This window comes from Symmachiella dynata (genome assembly GCF_007747995.1).
Classification (GTDB): domain Bacteria; phylum Planctomycetota; class Planctomycetia; order Planctomycetales; family Planctomycetaceae; genus Symmachiella; species Symmachiella dynata.
The window spans coordinates 4,816,670-4,834,407 of sequence record NZ_CP036276.1 but is presented as its reverse complement, the minus strand read 5'-3'; the positions used below and the strand labels follow the sequence as shown (position 1 = coordinate 4,834,407).

At 55.6% G+C, this 17,738-nt stretch carries 12 protein-coding genes; 2 read left to right on the top strand and 10 right to left on the bottom strand.

Annotated elements, in window-relative coordinates; translation table 11 throughout:
• Window position 1 precedes the first annotated feature (1 nt).
• From Mal52_RS29895 to Mal52_RS18315, 8 genes are all read right to left on the bottom strand, one after another.
• Window positions 2-1,699, bottom strand: coding sequence for a hypothetical protein (locus Mal52_RS29895; protein ID WP_197534308.1), 1,698 nt, complete (start codon window positions 1,697-1,699; stop codon window positions 2-4).
• Window positions 1,700-1,819: 120 nt separating this feature from the next.
• The gene (locus Mal52_RS18345) at window positions 1,820-4,240 is read right to left on the bottom strand and encodes a hypothetical protein (protein ID WP_145377768.1); all 2,421 of its coding nucleotides are present in this window, start codon (window positions 4,238-4,240) and stop codon (window positions 1,820-1,822) included.
• Window positions 4,241-4,286: 46 nt separating this feature from the next.
• The gene (locus Mal52_RS18340; protein ID WP_145377767.1) at window positions 4,287-6,737 is read right to left on the bottom strand and encodes a hypothetical protein; all 2,451 of its coding nucleotides are present in this window, start codon (window positions 6,735-6,737) and stop codon (window positions 4,287-4,289) included.
• Window positions 6,734-9,055: a BatA domain-containing protein gene (locus tag Mal52_RS18335; RefSeq protein WP_145377766.1), complete on the bottom strand. Its 2,322-nt coding sequence runs from the start codon at window positions 9,053-9,055 to the stop codon at window positions 6,734-6,736. Before Mal52_RS18335 ends, Mal52_RS18340 begins: the two co-directional genes overlap by 4 nt.
• A 106-nt stretch (window positions 9,056-9,161) precedes the next feature.
• Window positions 9,162-10,073: a DUF58 domain-containing protein gene (locus Mal52_RS18330; RefSeq protein ID WP_197532842.1), complete on the bottom strand. Its 912-nt coding sequence runs from the start codon at window positions 10,071-10,073 to the stop codon at window positions 9,162-9,164.
• Window positions 10,039-11,094, bottom strand: a complete 1,056-nt coding sequence (locus tag Mal52_RS18325; RefSeq protein WP_145377765.1) for an AAA family ATPase — start codon at window positions 11,092-11,094, stop codon at window positions 10,039-10,041. The genes Mal52_RS18330 and Mal52_RS18325 overlap by 35 nt, the downstream gene beginning before the upstream one ends.
• Window positions 11,095-11,446: 352 nt before the next feature.
• Complete coding sequence (locus Mal52_RS18320) at window positions 11,447-12,442, bottom strand: sulfatase/phosphatase domain-containing protein (RefSeq protein WP_145377764.1); 996 nt, start codon at window positions 12,440-12,442, stop codon at window positions 11,447-11,449.
• Window positions 12,443-12,445: 3 nt separating this feature from the next.
• Entirely contained in the window at window positions 12,446-13,273 is an 828-nt protein-coding gene (locus Mal52_RS18315) for a sugar phosphate isomerase/epimerase family protein (protein WP_145377763.1), read from the bottom strand.
• A gap of 186 nt (window positions 13,274-13,459) precedes the next feature.
• Between Mal52_RS18315 and Mal52_RS18310 the strand changes: the two genes are divergently transcribed.
• Complete coding sequence (locus Mal52_RS18310; protein ID WP_145377762.1) at window positions 13,460-13,642, top strand: hypothetical protein; 183 nt, start codon at window positions 13,460-13,462, stop codon at window positions 13,640-13,642.
• A 286-nt stretch (window positions 13,643-13,928) separates the two neighbouring features.
• Here Mal52_RS18310 and Mal52_RS18305 read toward each other — a convergent pair whose 3' ends face one another.
• Window positions 13,929-15,209 carry an IS4 family transposase gene (locus tag Mal52_RS18305; protein WP_145377761.1) on the bottom strand — a complete coding sequence of 427 codons (1,281 nt, stop codon included), beginning with the start codon at window positions 15,207-15,209 and terminating at the stop codon, window positions 13,929-13,931.
• A gap of 152 nt (window positions 15,210-15,361) precedes the next feature.
• Entirely contained in the window at window positions 15,362-16,240 is an 879-nt protein-coding gene (locus Mal52_RS18300; RefSeq protein WP_145377760.1) for a sulfite exporter TauE/SafE family protein, read from the bottom strand.
• 125 nt (window positions 16,241-16,365) lie between these two features.
• On the opposite strand from Mal52_RS18300, the gene Mal52_RS18295 reads away from it, so the two are divergent.
• A complete protein-coding gene (locus tag Mal52_RS18295; RefSeq protein WP_145377759.1) occupies window positions 16,366-17,709 on the top strand; it encodes a DUF1501 domain-containing protein in 1,344 nt (447 codons plus the stop codon).
• The last annotated feature ends 29 nt before the right edge of the window (window positions 17,710-17,738 follow it).

Below are 17,738 nucleotides of genomic sequence, written 5' to 3'. Positions count from 1 at the left end.
ACTATTGATTCTTTCCGGTGGCGATGTCGTTCGTCGCTTTTTGGACACGACGTTGACGTTCGCCGAGAATCCGCAGTTGGTCGAGAATATCCTGCTGTTCGGCCTGTTCCCCATCGAACAGCCGTCCCAGTCGTTTGGTGCCGCGATTGATGCGTAATTGCAGCGAACGCAGCATTTTGAGTTCAGCCAGTTTATTCAGCAACTCCTCTTTTCGTTTTTGTTGCTGCTGTTTCTTTTGATCCTGCGGTTTGGTTTTGCCTTGCTCAATTTCTCGCTGAAGTGCTTCAACCAATTCTTCCAGCGTTTCGATAATGTCCTGTTCAATCCCCTGTGTCAGTTCGCCCACCTGAGCCGCTTCGAGCCGCGTCGTCACGGTTCGCATATCGTCGCGCATCTGCTCGACCGCTTCGGGGAAAGCGACGGAAGAGCCCTCGTCTTTGAGAAGCGTCAACGCCTTTTCGGCTTCCAGAGCAAGTTCCGCTTCTTTGCGGGCAAGTTCCTTGGCCTTGGAGATATGCCGCGTTTCGCGTTGATCCTCGGGGATTTTTCCCAAGGGGACCGTGTTGTCATAAATCAGGATCTGCACCGCTAGCATTTGCTGGAAACGATCTTCCAGTTTCGTCAACATCCGCTCGCGTTCTTCTTCCCGCAATTGGCGAAGAATTTCCTCAAGCCGCTCTTTGGCTTGCTGCAATTTGGCAATGGCATCCGTCTGGTCTTGCGAGGCATCGTCGCGCTGACCCTCTTTGAGCTTGTCCAAAGCATCCTGCATAGCCTTCCGCGCCTGTTCGACCTCTTGGCGACCCGGCGTGGAAGGTTGTTGTTGTTGTTGTTGTTGTTGTCCATCTGACTTTTGACCGTCGGATTTCTGGCCGTCCGACTTCTGACCGTCCGACTTTTGCCCATCGGACTTTTGCCCATCGGATTTTTGCCCATCGGATTTTTGACCGTCCGACTTTTCACCGTCAGGTTTTTCACCGTCGGGTTTTTTCCCATCGGATTTTTCTGCATCCGTTTTCTGGCCGTCGGACTTTTCTCCGCCGGGCTCCTGGTCTCCCTGTAAGTCCTGAGCTTTTTTCTGATCTTGCCGATCAATTTTCTCGCCCAACTTTTGGGTCCGTTCTTCCAGATCGCGCTGGCGTTCTTGCAACCCTTTTTCGCCCGCGCCCCGTTCGGTGTCGGCGCGGAGGCCTTTTTGTTTGCCCAAGAGTGCATCGACATTGCGGATTAAGTCCTGCAGACGCTTTTTTTCCTCTTCAATCTCTTTGGCCCGATCTTCGCTGCCCAGCAAGTCCAACAGGGCGGTCAATTCGAGCACCAGTTCGTCTTGTTGTTCGATCGCATTGCCGAAGCTTTCTTTTTCCAAAAGCTCGACCAGTTTATCCATCCGGATGGCGATGAATTGCTCTTTGCTTTTGCCGATCACCCGCCTCAGTAACTCGGCGCGTTCGGGATCGGTCTTGCGCATCAACTCGGCCATCTTCAGCAACGTTTCTTCAAAGCGCTTGTAGCGCCGAGAAATGGCTTGCTGGGTCGAATCTAAACTGCTGCCGGCGTTGTTCTGCGTTGTTTCATCGCTGGCCGGCTCTGAGGCGGCTTCCTGAGCGTGGACGCGGGCCTGCCGACCCTCCTTGGCCAGGAACGTTCCCTGGAAAGCGGCGATGACCGCCACGATCAGCACGAAGTGGCGAAATCGCATGGGAATTGCTCCGCTCTAATGCGTCAGGTGCGTTCGACACTTCCTTTAAACGTAAAGTGTCGCCATCACGTGAAAGTGGCCGAGGCGGGGAAATTAGTTCGTCGCGGCACACCGAGAGTTTTATTTCAGACTTTCAATCAACTTACGTTTTCGTTCTTGTTCGGTTTGCTTTTTCAGTTCTTCTTGTTTTTCAAGTATAGCCCGCAGCAGTTCTCGGGCTTCGTTGATTGTCGCCAATTTGAGCATTGCCGCCAAGATCTTTTCAATCTGAGCGATCGTGCTGTCCAAATCGGCGATGCACTTATCCAACGGTTCGTAAGGACTTTGCTGGCGTTCCAATGCGAGCTTGAACAGGCCCAACGACTCGTCCACGTTATTATAGTGGAATGTGTTCAACAGGTTAAGAGGTTTTAAGATGCCTTCTTCGATACGGTCCAGCATTCGTTGGGCTTTGACCCGGTTATTGATCAATTCCGCATGGATATCCGCAAAAGCCTCTTCGATCGAAGCTGTTTCGTTGGCGTTTTTTCGAATGTCCAACAGAGAACGCTGTGCGACAGTTTCCACCGAAATGTCTAGTTCGCGGAGTTGCTTGCGGACCTCGTCAGCCTGTTCCGGCGGCGGAGTCGTTCCCCGCAACGGTTCGGCAGCGAGCAGTTTTGCCCGGTGAGCACTCAGATCGGTTCGCCGTGCTTGGACTTCTCGCAAAATTTGTTCAAAACGATTCCGCAGATTCAATTCTCGGGCGCTGATCAGCGATAGCAATTCGTCAGGGCTGACGATTTCAAAGACCGTCGCTTCGCTCCGTTTTTCGTGGGGGCCATTCAAATTGTCCCCATCGGTCGCCACCACGGATAACGTTAGTTTTTGTCCCAAGGCCAAATCCAGATTCAGCACGTCAAACGATTCGTCGACGTCGAACTCGCGGTCCATATTGGCTGAGGAATTGAAGGGGTGTTGGCGAAATTCTGCCTCTTGGTTGATCGTGTACTCAAACCTGGTTTCGGCAATTCCGTAGTCGTCGGTGATTTTGCCTTCGATGGGAATCACGGCTTGGCGGGTGATCGCATTGCGGATTCCTTTAGGACGTGTCTCCACCACCGGCGGCTCGTCGACGATGCCGCTTAGATCCAATCGCGTTGGCTGCTGGCTGACAACTTCATCTTGGTCGGTCAGTTCAATCAGCAGCGACGATTCGACCGGCAGTGGCAACGGCCAGCGGACTTCCCCCTCCGCCGTCAATAACTGCGGCGCAGCTTCTCCGGTGATGATCAACGGAATGGCGATGCGTTGGCCCTCTGAGTCAATAAATGTGCTCGCAAGGTCCGCCGCGATGGGGATCACTTGATCAGCTTGTTCGGTGGTGGATGGAATCATCAGCGTGGCTTGCTCGGGATTGATGTCGAGCGTGAATGATGCGGTTTGGATGCGGGCGGCGGTCAACGGCTTGTTGCTATCGGCCCGAAAGATCACATCGGTCCCCACCGGCAATGCGTGCCGCGTTGCTTGAACAGCGACCGGCGTGCGGACAAAGTCCGTGCCATCGGCATTGACCTCGTTCAATCGCGTATACGGAGGGTAAAGGCTGTCCAAGACAATGCGATCCACGACAGGCGCATCGACGACTTCGATCACATAGGGACGGCGATTGTAGTAGTCGCCACCGGTGATCGTTAGCTCCGAGGAGTGTTGTAGCCCTTTGACGGTCATGCGAAATTGCGATTCGCCCAACTGTGAAAAGTAACCGTCCCCGCCGCCACTACGGTTTTTGAATCGGTAATTCATCCGCACGCGCTCGGGAGTGGTTTTGCCCGTCGGCACGCTGGCCAGTAACGTCAAATCCGCGCCGCGGGGATGTTTGTAAACGCCATCGCGGAACGGACGCACCCGTTCGCCGGGGGTGGCCAGGACGACCAATTCCAACTCCGATGCGCGGGGCCAAAATTCATCGGCGAATAGCACGTTGCGGTGGTACCACGTTGTAAACGCGCCGGGAAAAACAATCGCAAATCCGATGATTGAGGCCGCCAGCAGCACGACCGCTGCCATTACTTTTTTCAGGGGACTAAAATCAAACACATCACGCAGCGGCAACCCATCGGCCATGTCGCCGACTTCATCGACCGCACGATGCAGCATGTCATCGGTTAGCGGCGAACGATCTGCCGTCGGTTTGGCCAGTTGCACACTGGTAATCAGTCGGTCATTCAGTTGTGGAAAACGGCGTTCGAGGACCAGCGCCAACGCCTCGTAGTGAAAGTCGCGGAACATGCGGGCCAGCACGCGCGTCACCAGCGCTGCCACCGCCAATCCAATGGCAATCAGTGCGATGACAACCCGAAAATCGCGCGAGAATTCCATTTTGAAAATCACGGAAAACCCGTAATCCAAAGCCAAACTGACCCAGAAAAACAGGCTCAACACCACCAACACCGTCGCCATGCCTTCCCAAAAGACGTAGCGGCGGATTCGTCCCTGCAGCCGCGTCAGCACGGCGGGGATTTCCGGTCTCAGTGATTCGTGAGATGTTTTGTCAGCCATCAATCAACGCAGTTTTTATGAAATCTTAGGATGCAAAAAGTTGTCACTATGCCAGTTTGAACAATTTTCGTGTGAGCCATTCCAAGCCGAGTAAACCAACGAGCAAATACATCACCCAAGCTTCGTCCCATTGAGGATCGGGGAAGCCGGTTTGCACGGTGGTGATACTTTGGTCTTTGAGCAATTGAGGCAACTGCTCGGCCGCCTCAGCGATCGGCAGGTATTCCCCTCCTGTGTCGCGGGCCATCGATCGCAGCAGTTGCACGTCCTGTTGCGGTCGCTGCCGTTCGAGGTTGGGGAATTTGACTTCGATCCGTTTGACGATCTGTTCCTTGGATTCGGGAACTTGCAATTCCATGCGATATGTTCCCGCACGGGTCACGGGAAAGCCCCCTTTGAAATAACCGGGCATCGACGGTTCGCCATTGAGCCGCACGACCGGGGTGAGCGGTTTGCCATCGGGATCGAAGACTTCCAGCGCCACGCTGTCTGCGGTCAGTTTGTTGAGTTGAGCGTCCAACACGCGGGCACTGACCTGCACCGTGCTTCCCAGGGGATAACGGTCCCGTTCCAGGAGCAACACGCCGCGCGTCGTCCCCCGCAACAAGCGGCCTTGGCCGACTTCACGGACCGCTTGGACCCAGAAGCGTTCATAAAAATCTTCATCCGAAGCCCGCAGCCGCCACATTTCGGGACTACCCAAATAGATTACGCGACCCGCCCCATAAAACTGAGAAGCCAGCACAATCGGGCGATCGTTTCCTTCGCCGTAGCGGGGATCGGAGAAATACGCAAACACAGTCGCGCCGGCCTTTGGTCCGCGGGTCATATAGGTGCGAAACACACCGGAAAATTCATTCCACAGATTCGCCGACGAGGCGGGGTTGTCGTCCAATTGCAAGAACCCGGCCGACAGTCCTTCGGGAGTAAAACTCAGGGGCCAGGCCTGGGTGAACTCTTCGCCGGCCAATGGAGAATTGAACACCCGTGGTTCCAATTCGACCGGATACAAATCCTTGAGCTTGGCCAGCGGGTCGTCCGATTCCAGAGAGGCGACGGTCGGGGTATAGACCTCACCAGCGACAATCATGAGCCCCCCCGCATGTTCAAACACCCAATCCATCAGGTTGTCGATCTGCGGTGGCGGGATTTTGCTCCAATCGGGGTCGAAGGCAATGATCACATCGTAACCAAACAGAGCTTCGCGCGTTTCCGGGAATTGAAACAGCAACTCATCCGATTCCTGACTGATGCCGATTTCACCAGTTTGTAGCCAGACGTGTAAATCTATCGAAGAATCGCGGAACAGCAAATTGCGGACGAAGCGATAATCCCGCATAGGACCGCCGGCTACGAGTAGGACTTTCACCTTGCGTTCATTGATTTCGACGGTCACCTTCGATTCATTGTCTTCGGCTATGATCTCTTCAACCGGTTCGACCGGGCGAGCGCGAATGAAAAATTCGCGGCGACCCGAATCGCTGGGCGTGTAGTCGAATGTGAACGTAATCGGTTGGCCGTCTTCGGGAAGCGGTTGCACATCCTCCTCAACCAACACCGGATCCCCTTCGGCACCTTCGGGTTTGGACAGTAACTCCACGCGGACATCTTTGCCGTCCAACCCTTCGCCACGAATGTGCGCCGTAATAGAAAAACCGTCACGCACATGCACAGTCGTGGGGCTTTGCACGTCAGCCACTTGCAGATTCACCGGTTTTTCCGTGCTGCCCACGCCGATAGAAAACAGTTTGACTTCCGCAGCAGCGGCCGATTTGATCGCGTTGGGCGGTTCCACGCCTGTGTTGGAAACTCCATCGGTCACGATGACCAATCCCGAAAGCGTCGGTCCCGCTTCACGGCGGATCGCTTCGAGCAACGCTTCACCCATCCGCGTTTCCAACCCGCGCGGCTTCAAAATCGCCGGCCAGTCAATCGAAATCGGCTCGGCGACTTCGCCTTCGGCAATCGTAGGATCGGTCGCTGTCGTCTCGGGTTGTGTTGCCGGAATCCGTGCTAGCCGTTGTTGCTCGGTCAGTTTGGAGTCAAACGTGTAAATCGTTAGATCGTGTTGGGCGCGTAGGTCTTCGATCAAATCAGAATTGGCGAACAATTCGTTGACGAGTTCTTCACGCGGGCGACGGACTGTGGTTGTGGGCGCCTCCACAGGATCGGGGACGACCTTGTCGGGAATGCTCATCGAGAGTGATGTGTCGATCACCACCGCCACGTGCGAAGGATTGACCAACATCTTGTTGTCCGGGATTTCTGGTTGCAGCGCGATCACGAGCAAAATGGCGAGCACCGAGAGTCGCAATGACATCAACCAGATTTTCGTAATGCGACCCACTTCCTGCGCGTCGCGCCGGTAGATCCAGACAGCCACTAGCAGGGCAGCGGCGAATGCGGCGACCCAGGCGAATTTGTTTTCGCGGCCGAATTCCAATCGATTCCAGTAGTTGGTCGCTTGGTTGAACCAATTGAGCAAGTTTTCGTTCATGCGGAGGCTCCCGTCGTTGGCGCGGGTTCCGCGGCAGTTCGTTGCGGTCGGCTTGTGGGTGTCGGGCGATTGCCACGCAGTGGAGCGACGCCAGATTGCGTCGAATGAAAGCTGAGCCGTTTGGCCAACAGTTGTTCGGCCAACAAGACAAACACCAAAATCCGCAACAGCCAGTTGCGCATTTCCTGCCCCGCCTCCTCGCCATCAATCCAACCCGATGCGCCGACGTCGTGCACGTGGACTTCGACATCATTGCCGATCCGAGATTTCATCACGTCGGTCTCCGCGAGCGCCAGTGGGCTTTCCTCACTGGTCGGGAAATTATACGTCTTTCGTCGCACATCAGTGGTTTGGTCCCGATGCGTTCGGGTGATCTCATAAATCCCCGGCAGATCGGTATCGGTATAAGTGATGGTACCGTTCTGAGCAGTCGTGTTCTCAGCCTGGTCGTCCGCAGCCCGTGCCTCGCCGCCCCGTAGTCGAATCACATCCGCTCCGCCGGCCGAGGGAAGTCGGATCTCCGCTTCACCTGTGTGTAACGTAGGGTCGATGGGGATTGTGATTGGTTCGCCGGTGATATAGTTCGCTTCGGCTGCGGCCGATTCGGCGAGATACTTCTGAAGTTCCAATTGAAAAATTACGTAACTAGGATTTCTCGGCCAGTTGGTCCAGTCTGGGCCGCCTGACGACAAAAACGTGATGATTCGGCCACGGCCAAAACGATGCTCAATAAACGCCGGGGCTCCGTCGCGGAAGCGGCCGATGATGCGGGTGTTCGGTCCCGGCTCGAACTCTTCATCGATGGCGAAATATTTATTGACGCGGACATCAGCCAAAAAAGGATTGTCCTGCCCCTCGAAATTGGTGAACAGCGGATGTTTCTCAAACCGAAAGTCTTCCGTCGATTCGCCCAGGTCTTCAGGCAAATCCTTAATGAACGTAATCGGCACCGGAAAGAGTCCTTCGCCTTGATTGTAAAGCACATCGTCATAAAACGCGGGACGCACTTGATCCCCCATGAACCATGCCAGTCCGCCACCGGCGGCAACGTACTCCTCCAAAAACCGCACGGAGTCGGCCGGCAGTTGTCCCACGTTGAGCAACACGATATTGCGAAATCCATTGAGAGGATTCCGCCGTAAGTATTCCACATCTTCAGACAGCACATCGAATCCGGTAATCCCCGGAGCCGGTTCTAACGCATCCTCGAGATACTCAGCTGATGAACGATTGACATGTCCGTCGATCACCAGCACGCGGTGTTGGGCGGCAACATCGACCGCTAGGAACCGCGTGTTGTCCTCCTCCAACGAGTCCTCCGCTCCAATAACGCGTGCACTTACGTCGTGCGGACCAGCGGTGAGAAAGGTGACGTCAAATTCCTGCGTGGCTGTCTGGCCTGCCTCTAACTTAGGAATCACAAGATTCCGCGGCAGCTTGGTTCCGTCGACGGTCAGGGCTACACGCACGTTTTCTACCACGCGGTCAGAAAAACTTTCCACTTTCACACGCAACCTGAGCGGGATTTCGGCGGCGGCAATTTGCAGTTGACCAGTCAATTCGGTCACGGCCAAATTCGCATGTCGTTCCGGCACGGTACGGGCCAGATTGGTCGAGATACCTGCCGCAGCCATGTCATGCACGGTGGTCGCCAAGGCCGCATCCTCGGTCCATTCGGGATCGCGGAAATCGGAAATGAAATGGAAATTCAGCACCGAACCTTTTTGTTCAACCAGAATCTCTTGAGCCGCCTTGACCGCATCGACCAGATTAAATCGTCGGTGGGAACATTGGATCGTTTCTAAGCGGGACTGCATCTCCGCCAGAAATTCTGAATCCAGGTTTTGCAGCGTGAACACCGGTTGCGATGGCTGTGAAGCCAGGATCAGTGTGAGCTTGTGAATTTCCGGGCGCCGCTCCCCCTCGGAGGCAATCTCCTTGGCAATCTTTTTCGCAGCATCAAACGCGGTGGTCTCCCCCAGCATATCGCGCATCGAACCGCTGTCGTCGATGAGGACCACGTGTTGAATTTCCTGTTCACCGAACAAGGGGAGGTCTTTGGGAAGAATCGGTCGAGCAATCAATGCCACCACAGCTGCGACCGCACAGATTCGCAACAGCAGCAGTAACAGCTGTTCCAGGAGCACCCGTCGCCGGTTTTTCTTCTGACTGTTGAGCAGAAACTCCATCGCCGCAAACTTCACGCGGCGAAACCGCATCCGATTGATGAGATGGATGATGATCGGCACACCAACCAACAGGGCGCCGCCCGCGATCAGCGAAGAGTTTATAAAATGTTGTGAAAGCCAAGCTTCCATCGTCAAATCACTTCAAAAACCAAATGAATAAACCAACCAACCCAAGTATCGTTTTTTCTGCCTACTGCCTACTGCCTACTAAATCCGGCAACCGGCCACTTATTACCTAATTCCGCACCGACTGCCCCATCCCCAACCGATGGTTTAAATAATGCGCCAGCGCCGCATCCAGGTGCTCGCTAGTGCGGATCGTTTGGTAGTCAATCACGTTTTTAGCGCATCTGCGGCGAATGTCATCAAGAAAATCTCCCATCGCTTGCAAGTAACCTTCGCGAAGCGAGCGGGGGTCGCAGACCAGGTCACCCGTCTCTTCGAGTCCTTCAAAACGTGTCGTGCCGGTGAAGTTAAAATCGAGTTCCTCATCGTCCAGAATATGAATCACCATGACATCATGCCCGCGATGCCTGAGTAGCTTTAAGCCGCGAAACAAACTGTCTCGGTCGGCGAACAAATCGGAAATCAGAATGATCATCCCTTTGCGATACCGTTCGTCCGCCACACGTCGTAATACGTCGTACATCTCGGTTTTGCGGGAAGGTTCTCCGGCATCCAAACCGGCGATGATCGCATGCAGGTGTTTGTTGGAACTCCGCATCGGAGTCTGCGCGCGGATCTGTCCGTCAAACGCCACCAAGCCGACCGAGTCCTGTTGCTTCAATAACAAATACGCCAAACTGGCAGCGACGGCGCAAGCGTATTCGTATTTATTCAAAGGCCCGTTGCCGAATTGCATCGATTCGCTGGCATCGACCAACAGCGTGCATCGCAGATTCGTGTCTTCTTCGAACTGCTTGATGTAGTACTTGTCGGTTTTGGACCAGACTTTCCAGTCGATGTTGCGCGGATCGTCTCCGGAGACGTATTCGCGATGTTGCACGAATTCGATCGATTGGCCGAAATAGGGGCTACGGTGCAAACCCGAAAGAAACCCTTCCACGATGTGGCGGGCTTGCAAATCGAGGCGGGCGATGCGCGAAATCGCCTCAGGCTGCAAAAATCTTCTGGAATCTTGGGTCACTCGTCAGTGCACCTTCCTTAGACGGAGTTTCTTCAAGGAGCCGGTCGATGACACGGTCGGGGGTGATTCCGTCACTCTCGGCCGAAAAGTTGGTCACGATCCGATGCCGCAAGACTGGCTTTGCCAAGGCGGCAATGTCTTCGGTGGCAACGTAGCTGCGGTCATTGAGCAGCGCACGAGCCTTGCCTCCCAATAGCAGATATTGAACGGCCCGCGGTCCCGCTCCCCAACTGAGCCAGTCGGTCACAAAATCGGGAACACCTTCTTCTCCAACGCGCGTTTGCCGGACGAGTGCCAACGCATATTCGATCACGTGATCCGAGGCCGGGACTTCACGCACAACTTTTTGTAGTGCGATAATCTCTTCGCTGCTCAGCACCGGCTGAATGCTATCGGTTTGCAGAGCGGTCGTTTGCTTGGCAATCGAAAACTCGTCGCGGAAGTTCGGGTAATCGACATTCACCTTGAACATGAACCGGTCCTGTTGCGCTTCGGGAAGTGCGTAGGTCCCTTCTTGTTCAATCGGGTTTTGCGTCGCCAACACAAAAAACGGGTCGCTCAATTCATGCCGCACCCGACCAACGGTCACTTGCCGTTCCTGCATCGCTTCCAACAGTGCCGCCTGTGTTTTGGGGGGCGTCCGGTTGATTTCGTCCGCCAGGACCACGTTGTAAAACAGCGGACCTTCCAAAAACCGAAACTCCCGTTTGCCGGTCGTGCGGTTTTCTTCCAGCACTTCGGTGCCGGTGATATCGGCCGGCATCAAGTCGGGGGTGAATTGGATGCGGCTGAAACTCATGGACAAACAACGCGACAGCGTGCTGATCATCAAGGTTTTGGCCAGCCCGGGAACACCTTCCAAAATGCAGTGTCCGCGGCTGAACAGGGCGATGAGCAGTTGGTCAATCACATGCTCCTGCCCCACGATGACTTGCGACATCTGTTCGCGTATTCGCTGGTAGGCCGCCTGAATCTGGGCGACCGCGGCGGTTCCATCGCCGCCCGAGGTGGGTTCTGCCATTATTGCGCCGTTCTTTTGAAGTCGGTAAGTGTTGAAGTTCGTCGAAATTGCCGGACGGACAACTCGAGCGTCGGAATGACAAACTGCGTCACGCCTCTTACCATCTTACGCAGCCGGTAAGGTGGGAGCGACCGGAAATCTTGACAAAGTCGACCGGGATTACGATGTTCACAGGTCTGTCGGCAGCGCGGATTGCCAAGCATTGGTGGGTTCATCAGATCTTCACTTCTCCCCAAGCCTCGAGTCCGTTCGACCGTACATCCCTGACTGGTAGAACAAAAACTATTATAGCGCATGGGTTTACGCAAGTCGGATTTTGTTTTCCGTCCCCCAGATTTTTCACGGAACGCTCTTACACGGACCCGAAACCGACCAGGAATTCATCCAATGCTGACTCCATCGCGTCGACAACATCGGGATATTCCCGCGCAGCATCGGCCTGCTCGTAGCGGTCTTCCGGCTTGAGAAACAACTGCGGCGGCGCCGTCTCGGAGCGAATCAAACAAAAATCAGCGTCGCGGACCGCCTGTGTCGCCGCATGTCCCATAAAGACCCGCTCACGCAGCGCCGTGGTTCGGCCATCGATCAACGGCAGCAGACTTTTTCCTGTACGTTCCGACTCCTCGAATTGAATGTCGAACCAATCAGCCAACGTGGGAGCGATATCAATCGCTTGCGTCAACGTCTGCCGTCGGCTGCCCTGTTGGTCGGAGTCTGGGACACGAACAATCAGCGGAACGTGGACGCGTTCTTCGTGTAACAGAGAATCATGGTCCGCCTCGGTTACGGAATCGCGCGTGAAGAGAATTTCCCCAGCGGCGGCCGTCAGGATCAGTAACGGCGGCTCGCCAGGCAATGCGGCGACCTGTGCGAGGATTGCTTGCAACACAGCATCACAGGCAACAACTTGTTCGGCACACTGCTCGACGCCTACATCCCACTCAGTGGATCCCGCAAGCTGCGTTCCGGTGCATTGAATCCACAGGAGGTGCTGCGCATCCCCCGAGGCGTTCCAACCGTCGAAAATTGTTTGCGCCGCGCGGAGTCCGTCCTCAGCCGAATGGCTTGCATCGAAATCGAGCAAGTGCATTTCAATGCCGCGGCTGCGAAACGTTTCGAAAATGTTCGTCGAGGCTGACTGCTGGTCGTCGCTGCGGGGAAAGTGGTATTGGCCTGTCCACCACGCCTGCTGGGCCGCTTGGGGATCGAAGTTTTCGCCAAAATGCTGGTCAAACACAATCGACTCGGTCGCCAACTGATCGAAACTCGGCGTTTGAACATGCTGACTGCCATAACAACCCAGCAATCCCAACGGCAAACGCTCAAAGCTGACGATGACGGCATTCATAGACTATTTGAATTCGGCGATGCTGGTGAGATAGTGGTAGCTTTCCACCGCCGCTTCGCGAGGTCCCATGATTTCCGCATAAGCTTGGTGGACAGTGAAATATCCGTCATAACCAACCGCCTGCAATCCCGCCATGACCTCAGCAAAGTCCACCCCACCGGTTTCCCAAATCGGAATGTGGTGAAACCGCTGCATCCCACGACACCACGTTTCTAATTCCACCGGACCGTTGGGATCCAATTTGTGGTTTTGCACATAGACGTTGAACAGGTGCGGCTTCAATTTTTGCAGCGTCTCGGTCCCGTACGGTTCACCAGTGAGCAATAGATTGGCCGGCTCGTAGATCAAACCGAAATTCTCACGGTCGATTTCACGCAATACCGACAGCATCGGCTCGACTTGCTCAAAGATCGATGTGGTATGACATTGATGCGCCAAACGGATGCCACGCTCCGCCGCCAAGTCGGCCGCGTTTCGGGCGTGCCGAATATCCTCGGGGGTTTTCATGCAGACGCGAATCAGATCACATTCAAACGCCTCGGCCACGTCGAGACTCGGCCTGATATCGCGGAGACTATTGGGGCCTTGCTCGTTATTGAGCGGGACATCAAAATCGGCCGTGACCATCGATACGGTCAATCCGGCGTCCTGAACCTCTTTGCGCATGGCCGCCAATTGCACAGGGGGACTTTGTACCCCTCCGGCACTGGCCCGCAAACAGACAGCGCGATAGCCCAATTCACGGGCCAATCCCACCACGTCAGCAAAAGGAACGTTCAGTTTCGTTTTACAGGGCGCTTCAGCAATCCGCACCGATAGCGACAATTTCATGCAGTCGTATCCCGATTCCGCAGAGTTCAATGTGAGGGATGATTATGGACGTCTTAGTCCTAGAACGCAAATACTCGGCCAATTTCACCCCGAAATCGGTGGATTTGTAGTGAACCCAGCGGGAAATGGTAGTGTCCGTGCTGAATACTTTGCAGATTGAACAGTTCCCACGCCTGGATTTGCGCCATGGTATTCGACATTCCCGACCCCGCTGTGATGGAAGAGGTCTGCGTTCGCGCCGAGCAGGATGCCGCTGCGAACCCAATCCACGACGATCGTCCCCCGCAAACAGCATCTGTGGTTGCCGTTATGGCTGTTTGCACGCGCATCGCTGAGTGCTGCTGGCTGTTGGTCAGCCGCGGTTCCTGAAGCCGGCTTTCAAAAGAGGCGTCCTTTTGCACCGCAAAAGGCGATTGCACGAACGTGACGATGACATCACGATGATCAAGTGCATCATCAATTGAAAAGCACGAGGGTGCCACTGGCTTTGCCCAATACTGTCCGGGAAATGGGTTGGGGGCAAGTTGTTGATATGTGTTTGTGTTGGCGGGGGGGCTGGGATAGGGGGGCGCGGCTTTACCGGCTACTCGGGGGGGTTGCCGGCGCATGTGGGGGCGCGGGCGTCGCAATGCTTGCACTGCGGCCCTGGATTTAATCACCGCCCTTTTTTCGCACGCCTTCGTGCGGCTGATTGGCGAGCCAGTTCATTTTGGCGTTCGCGCTCTTGGAGAATCGGCAGGATTTCTTCGAGTGTGGCGCCGCCGACCGCCACTTGGCTGACCAATGCGAATAGGTATTTGCTAGGGCGATACCCTGTGTGCAGATACATCAGCAGCACAGCGATGATCGTCACGTACAGGTGAGCCAAGACGCCTTCGCGCTGGTGGCTGATCAAGTGGCCGAAGTTGCCGAACGATTTGAACCAGCGGAAAAATAATTCCACTTGCCAGCGATGCCGGTAGAGAAGTCCAATGGTCTTTGCAGAAACGTCGTGCAAATTGGTGATCAAACGCAGTGTTTTTGGCTGTCCTTGTTCTTCATAGGTAACGATCACTTCGCGCAGCCTGAGTCGCGAGATACCGGTGCGACGCGCAGTGGCCGAGATGAAATTGCCGACACGATCGCTGACGACTCCCGCAGCACGGTCGGCATCGCTGAGCGGACAATCGGTCGCGTCTTTCAAGTCCGGAGAATTACCTGCCGCTGGTTTGAAACGCACAACGAACGAGGATTTCACTACGGCCTTTTCGGTATGCGGCTTGTGATAATGCGCCGCAAGCAACGCAAAACTCATGTAGCCGCGATCGTAGAGATAAATGCAACCTTCCTGTAAATGCTCAATCGCCGAGTCCGATTCACTTTGGCCCACAGCGGGAACCACAAGTGCTTCGGGAAGCCAGGTTGCTACGTTCAAACGAGCATCCAACCGCGCTCGATGACGTGTTGTTCCATGATTGTTCGAGTTGGCAATCGCCCAGGCGACCTCAGCGACTGCGGGAATAAATGTTCCGTCAACCGCGACCGTCCGCTCAAGCATCTCGGAAAGACCGTCCGCGGAATTCGAGCGACTGTGGTGCTTGCGAGTCAGCTGACAACGCAGTGCTTGTAAAATTGGCTCCAGCCGCTGCGGGTCAGCGATTTTGTTGAAATCGGATAGAGTGCTTTTGCAGATTTTCCGGACCGACAAGTGCTGTTGGGCTTGCCGCGTCTGACTAAAATCTTCCACGGTTCGAAGCGAACGGATAGACGGATTGAAAAAGGCCAACAGGTAGGCGACAAACACATCGTCCAGATACAATCGTCGATTCCCGTGTGCGTCTTCATCTCGCAATTTTTGCAGGTACCGAGCGAGCAATCGGACGTACTTTCCACCAATCACCTGCACCGGCCATTCCCGGTCCACCGCCGATTGATGATTGCTTCGCTCGTTTGCCATACGAAAACAAATAACAAATCATCACACTTGGCGCAAGTTAAGATCTCGTTAATAATTTCCCGGACAGTATTGGGCTTTGCCAGTGTTTTGTAGGAAATGGCACATCTGAAATTGCACTGGCAAAGCCCGTGGCACCCTTTATCAAAGGTTTTTTAGGCGTCCGCCCGGAACATCCATACCAGTCGCGAAGCGCACAAAGCCGCGGTCAATAACAACAGGTAGGCGAACCAGCGACGAAACTGCGCGCCCCGCGCACGCAGTCCAATTTCCGACCCGATTCGTGCGCCGAACGTTCCGCCCAACAATAAAGCAGCCGCGAGCGCCAGATCGACATTGCCGTTCCACGCGTGCACCGCCGTTGCTTGAGCAGTCGTGATCCACACAATCACCAGCGAGGCAACCACCGCTTCGTGTGTCCTCATCCCCACGAGATAGGTCAAGGTGGGCAACAAGATCAACCCGCCACTGATCCCTAACAATCCCGAGAGTCCGCCAATCACCAATCCCAGCCAAGTCAGTCCCACAATCGAAACCGGTCCAGATTCGTCGATTTCCGTGTAAGGAGGAATCGACAACCAGAAGACACGGTCTCCGGTCCGGGAGGAGAGGTCGGTGCGACGGCTCAACTTCAGGCACAAAAAACCCAAACTGGTCAGCAACAGGCAATACAGCGACAGGACCAGCGCAGCGGAAACTTCAAAGTCGCGCCCCCACCATGTCGCCCGTCCTAGCGAATCGGCCCAGTGCAATCCACGTGCGCCCGCTAAAACACCGCAGAACAATCCTCCGGAAAGGATCAACGGCAATTTCAATTGCGAAATGTCGATTCGTCGCGCCAGGATCGACGTGGTGGCCAACCCCAATATCTGACACGCGCACACGCCCACGGCCAGTTCCACCGGGATACCCAATGCGATGTTCAGTACAGGCACTAACAGAAAAGCGCCCCCGACTCCAAAGAAACCGGACACGCCTCCAATCGCCGCTGCCGCGGTGGTCACGATGGCCAAATCCCAAATCGAAAAACTCATCCCCGCCTCGCTAGAATACGCTTCAACTCGCGACGGCCGAATTTCGCATTTCCTCCTTGAACTGCGCCGGCTCTCCGAGGATCATAGGGGGGACTGCCCATTTCGCAAACCACCGGTGTCCGGTTATGACCATTTCCCATCCGTCGCGCGTTTCCCGCAGAGCGATGCTGCAAGCGGGGACGATGTCGCTATTCAGCGGCGCTGCCTTAGCGCGGGGAGAGGCGGCCGGTGGGACATCAATGCTCGGCCGCGCGAAAAACTGCATCTTGGTCTATCTGCTCGGCGGGCCGCCGCATCAAGATATGTGCGACCTGAAACCCCAAGCCCCCGCTGAGGTGCGCGGGCCATTTACCGGAATCGACAGCAACGTGCCCGGGCTGACATTATGCGAACACCTCCCCCGCTTGGCCCAACAGGCGGACAAACTGGCGGTCTTGCGGTCGCTGACCTATCCCAATCACGATCATCCTTACATGATCTACCACACGCTGACCGGTCGCATTTCGCCGGTGCCGTTGGGAGCCAATACTGTCCTGCCCCCGTCTCGCAGTGATTATCCACACATGGGAGCGGTTGTTGCTAAGTTCAAACACACCGCGCCGCACATTCCGGCCTATGTGGCGATTCCCGAAGTCCAAGTCCGCATGGCGCCCGCTTTGGTCTCCGGCGGCGGCCGCTCGGGATTTTTAGGGCCGCGGTTCGATCCGCTGGCGATCAATGACGATCCCCGGCAACCGTTGCCGGGACTGGATCTTCCACAGGGCGTCTCCGCATCACGTTCTCAGCAACGGCAACAACTGTTGGCGATTCTCGACGGTCAACCTCCCAAATCGTTGCGGACCCGGGAGTACCTAACCAGTCGCGAAACTGCATTCCAAGTGAGCCGCACAACAGCAGGCGGCAGTCTCACCGACCTGGAGGCCGAACCCGCTACTGTGCGCGATGCCTACGGCCGCGACCGCTTCGGGCAAAGTCTACTGTTAGCGCGACGGATGGTCGAACGAGGCGTGTCATTCGTGGGAGTCCACTTCAATCACATGACTAAGTGCGACGGTTGGGACACGCACAAAAACAACTTCGGCTGTTTGAAGGATGAATTACTTCCCACGCTGGATCGTGGCTTGGCGGCGTTACTGGCCGACCTTGCACAGCGCGGTTTGCTGGAGGAAACGCTGGTGGTCACGATGGGCGAATTCGGTCGGACACCGAAGGTGAATCGCAACGGCGGACGCGATCACTGGGGCCATTGCGGCTCGGTATTGTTTGCCGGCGGCGGCGTCCGCGGCGGCAACATCGTCGGCGCTTCGGACAAAATCGGCGCCTATCCCACACTTCGCCCCACCAGTCCGCCCGATGTCGTAGCGACGATCTATCACGCTCTGGGACTGGACCCACAGCAACTCATGCACGACGCCCAAGGCCGCCCGCTGCCGTTGAGCACGGGGACGGCGGTGCGCGAGTTGTTTTAGATTTGCACCTGGAATGATGTCACAGCAAA

Bases quoted from the DNA above. Each gene is read 5' to 3' on its own strand.
- Mal52_RS29895 (WP_197534308.1), bottom strand. From the start codon at position 1,699: ATGCGATTTCGCCACTTCGTGCTGATCGTGGCGGTCATCGCCGCTTTC.
- Mal52_RS18345 (WP_145377768.1), bottom strand. From the start codon at position 4,240: ATGGCTGACAAAACATCTCACGAATCACTGAGACCGGAAATCCCCGCC.
- Mal52_RS18340 (WP_145377767.1), bottom strand. From the start codon at position 6,737: ATGAACGAAAACTTGCTCAATTGGTTCAACCAAGCGACCAACTACTGG.
- Mal52_RS18335 (WP_145377766.1), bottom strand. From the start codon at position 9,055: ATGGAAGCTTGGCTTTCACAACATTTTATAAACTCTTCGCTGATCGCG.
- Mal52_RS18325 (WP_145377765.1), bottom strand. From the start codon at position 11,094: ATGGCAGAACCCACCTCGGGCGGCGATGGAACCGCCGCGGTCGCCCAG.
- Mal52_RS18320 (WP_145377764.1), bottom strand. From the start codon at position 12,442: ATGAATGCCGTCATCGTCAGCTTTGAGCGTTTGCCGTTGGGATTGCTG.
- Mal52_RS18315 (WP_145377763.1), bottom strand. From the start codon at position 13,273: ATGAAATTGTCGCTATCGGTGCGGATTGCTGAAGCGCCCTGTAAAACG.
- Mal52_RS18310 (WP_145377762.1), top strand. From the start codon at position 13,460: ATGGTATTCGACATTCCCGACCCCGCTGTGATGGAAGAGGTCTGCGTT.
- Mal52_RS18305 (WP_145377761.1), bottom strand. From the start codon at position 15,209: ATGGCAAACGAGCGAAGCAATCATCAATCGGCGGTGGACCGGGAATGG.
- Mal52_RS18300 (WP_145377760.1), bottom strand. From the start codon at position 16,240: ATGAGTTTTTCGATTTGGGATTTGGCCATCGTGACCACCGCGGCAGCG.
- Mal52_RS18295 (WP_145377759.1), top strand. From the start codon at position 16,366: ATGACCATTTCCCATCCGTCGCGCGTTTCCCGCAGAGCGATGCTGCAA.